The organism is Draconibacterium sp. (genome assembly GCF_041583095.1).
In the GTDB taxonomy this organism is placed as follows: Bacteria; Bacteroidota; Bacteroidia; order Bacteroidales; family Prolixibacteraceae; genus Draconibacterium.
Genome location: NZ_JBFHGM010000405.1, coordinates 1 through 3,099 on the forward strand (window position 1 = coordinate 1; position 3,099 = coordinate 3,099).

The 3,099-nt window shown below is 42.1% G+C and carries 5 protein-coding genes; all 5 read right to left on the reverse strand.

Annotation, left to right across the window (positions count from 1 at the left end):
• Positions 1-553: hypothetical protein (locus ABZB17_RS21810; protein ID WP_372653650.1), on the reverse strand; the 553-nt coding region annotated here is incomplete at its 3' end.
• Between the two features lies 1 nt (position 554).
• Positions 555-851, reverse strand: coding sequence for a DUF4133 domain-containing protein (locus ABZB17_RS21815; RefSeq protein ID WP_372653652.1), 297 nt, complete (start codon positions 849-851; stop codon positions 555-557).
• A gap of 104 nt (positions 852-955) precedes the next feature.
• Positions 956-1,270: a DUF4134 domain-containing protein gene (locus ABZB17_RS21820; protein WP_372653654.1), complete on the reverse strand. Its 315-nt coding sequence runs from the start codon at positions 1,268-1,270 to the stop codon at positions 956-958.
• 22 nt (positions 1,271-1,292) lie between these two features.
• On the reverse strand, positions 1,293-1,652 hold the full coding sequence (locus ABZB17_RS21825) for a hypothetical protein (RefSeq protein ID WP_297098928.1): 360 nt from the start codon (positions 1,650-1,652) through the stop codon (positions 1,293-1,295).
• Positions 1,653-2,647: 995 nt separating this feature from the next.
• The coding region (locus ABZB17_RS21830) for a type II toxin-antitoxin system HipA family toxin (RefSeq protein WP_372653656.1) at positions 2,648-3,099 on the reverse strand (452 nt) is incomplete at its 5' end.

Below are 3,099 nucleotides of genomic sequence, written 5' to 3' on the forward strand. Positions count from 1 at the left end.
AACGTTCAATCAGCCCGATTTCGGAGGCTGTTCCCATGGCTTGTTCTCTGGTTACCGGTATACTTTCTATTCCACTTTGCCGGAATATCGAAGAAAGGTTGGTCTGCAGTTCCCGGATCTTTTCCTGCAACCGGGCTTCTTCCAGCCTTGCTTTGCGTGAAAAGATCAGCGAAGATCCCAGGTAGTTTTTCAATAAACCGGTATTCAACAGGCTTACATAGAGGTAGCATTCATGTTTCAAATAGTTTCTTCCCTGAAAATGATCCAGATAGTTTCCACTTAAACTGCGTACCTGTTTCAATGTAGTATTGCGGTCGGTGCAAAATCCTTCGGTAAAGAAGAAGTCCTGTTTGTGTAGCAGGGAATTTTCCGGAAGGATGTTTATAGCCCGTTGAAAGGTATCGTGCAGCAGGTATAATTTTTCTGTACTGCAGGACAGCAGCTCCGGCAGAAAAAGTCGCATTCCAAATCCCATATCCAGATTGTTGGAGATCAGGATATCTCCGTCAAAACCCAGAACAGGCAGACTGATTTGTATTGGTTTTACTCTCATATTATTGCTGATAAATGCGTTGTTTGATGGTAATAAATTCCGGGAGTTGACGGGCAATTCGTTTTTTATGCCAGCCCCGGTGTCCATAGTTTTTCTGGATCCGGTTTAAGCGATACAGCCAGGCAAAAAAGGCCGGTACACAAACAGCAACCGAGATAAAAGTTCCGGCTGCGATGTAGAGCACTACAAATACAATCAACGTAATCAGTATACCGTAAAGCGCCAGGTAAACCAGCTGACCAGAGAATCCTTTGATGTAAAGGTTGGTATCGATCTTTTGAATGGTGTAAGTTTTCATTGTTATCCGTTGATTTAAAAGGTTAGGGAAGATTGAGGAACGATACAGGATCGTCCCTCAATACCTACTTAGTCACACTGTCCGGTCTCCCCACCGATAATTTTTTATGCAAAGAATGAGCGGATTACTACGCCAACCAGAATCAGGAAGAGACAGGCGCCAAACCATCCCATTATGGCCTTTTGGGTATCCTGGTCCCCACTCTGCCATTTGATGTACACACGCACTCCACCGATTAGTCCCACTACTGCCCCGATAGCAATTATAAGGTTAGCAACCGGATCCACGTATGAATTTACTTCTGTGGTTGCCTGATCAATCCCGGCCGAGCTTTGCGCCATTACGTTATACACTCCCAAAACCAGCATAGCCATAACTGCCATGCCCCTGCGATAAATCGCCTGCAATTGTTTTCTCATAATTTTTTTTGATTAAATGTTATTATTGATATTGAATCTCTGGAAGCAATTTTTCAAGTCTTCCTGTTAACTCGTTAAGCAGGTAATCAATATGAATTCCGTCATCCGAGCCGGTCTCTTCGTAGACACTTACTTCCAGCGGAATGGAATTTTCGGAGATTGTGGAAATCAGCTTTGAGGGAAAGTTCGAGGAAGCAACATGAATAGGTTCAATCCCTTCCGAAACGGACATTTTTGTTGGATGTCCTTCTTCGAACAGGCTATTTTGTTTTTCCCGGCTTTTAATCCAGGCTACCAAGAGTACCAGTGTATACCAGGCAATTAATAGAAAAACTAAAAACTGAATAAATTCTTTCCAGGTGATTTCATCTAAGCCAAACATGATTTGTATTTTTTCTGTTGAAACTGTTGGCAAAATTCAACAGAGCGGCTGGAGAAAAAAAACACCTAAATACACGTGTATTTTTTATATGGTTAAATAAACTTCCTCGATATCATTAAATTTAGGCGTAGGTGTATGGTTTAGATTAGTAACGATCCTGAATAAGCTAGATTTCGATATAAAACAGGCTGTTTTAATTTTATTTGGTAAAATAAAATAATCCCCAAAAGAAGAGAAAAAAAGAAAAAAAAGAGAAGAAAGCCCGGGGACTGCCAGCCGTGGATAAACGGCAAGGCTGTCCCGTAACTATCAAAATTATAGATTTAGCTTTTCAATAAATAAAACGGGACATTTATTTAGCCTTGCGGTTTTCCGGGAGTGGGCTTTGGCGGAGGCTGGCGATCTTTGGGCGTCTTTTTTTTGTTTTCAACCTTTTAAAAACGAATAATCATTAAATTACATATGTGGGTAGGCTACAGGAAAGTGCAGGACTGTAGTGAAACAAAAGGATGGCTCTTTCCGTGCGGTGCCTGTAGGCTCTTTTCACTGTAAGGGCAAAACCAGCGACCGTTTCCCGTGAGTGAGCGAACGGGTTTAGGGAGCGTTGAAGCCCGTCAGGGGAATGGGCCGGGGCACAGGAGAAATACCTTTGATATACCTTTAAAATAATAAACAAGCGCTGGCCAAAGGTAAGTGCAGGAATGTAGGGATGCTTTGCGAAAAGAGAAGGACTGACTGGAACCTGACTCCGGGTTTTCGCATAGGGACGGATAATGGGCGGACGAAAATACGGGGCGGGTAAAAGGAAGATTTGGGAGGAATTGAGTAAAGCTGACCGGAATTTCCTGCTCTTGCCGTGGGGTGCATAAGGCTCTTCTTTCCGGTATATCGCATGGAAAACGACTACCTGAGAATCATAAACAGAGCTGTTTCAGCATGCCGGAATGATGGGCCAATGCATTGGAGAACTACTTAATAAGATAATAACCGGCAAATTATACACGAAATGCTTTGGCCATTAATTCCTGATCGTTATTGGAAATTCCTATTTTCTTCGCCAGTTTACGCCATTCTTTTACCGGGGTTGTAACTTCTTCGATAATCCGATCCATTTGTTTGTTTTCCAGGCGGAAAAACTGACCTACACTTTTTGCCAGATCAAAATCCAAAGCGTTGTTGTCCATGTCGATATTCAAGGCCAGACCATCTTTATCTATCGAGGGATTTATATCATAAGCAGGTGACAAAACCCACCCTTTATCCGTTAAAATAAAACCATGGTTTCGCAAGTGATCATCCGTGTTCGAAATAGCAATATTGAATACAATCCTTCGCCATAATTGCTCCAGATTCTCATTGATACAAGTACCATAGTTTTGAATAAATTCAGCCAATTCCAGAGAACTGGCAGGATTATCCCTGATTGTATCTTCATTATTTCCAGTCA

Excerpts from the sequence above, each read along its gene's own strand:
- ABZB17_RS21815 (WP_372653652.1), bottom strand. The coding sequence starts at position 851 with ATGAAAACTTACACCATTCAAAAGATCGATACCAACCTTTACATCAAA.
- ABZB17_RS21820 (WP_372653654.1), bottom strand. The coding sequence starts at position 1,270 with ATGAGAAAACAATTGCAGGCGATTTATCGCAGGGGCATGGCAGTTATG.
- ABZB17_RS21825 (WP_297098928.1), bottom strand. The coding sequence starts at position 1,652 with ATGTTTGGCTTAGATGAAATCACCTGGAAAGAATTTATTCAGTTTTTA.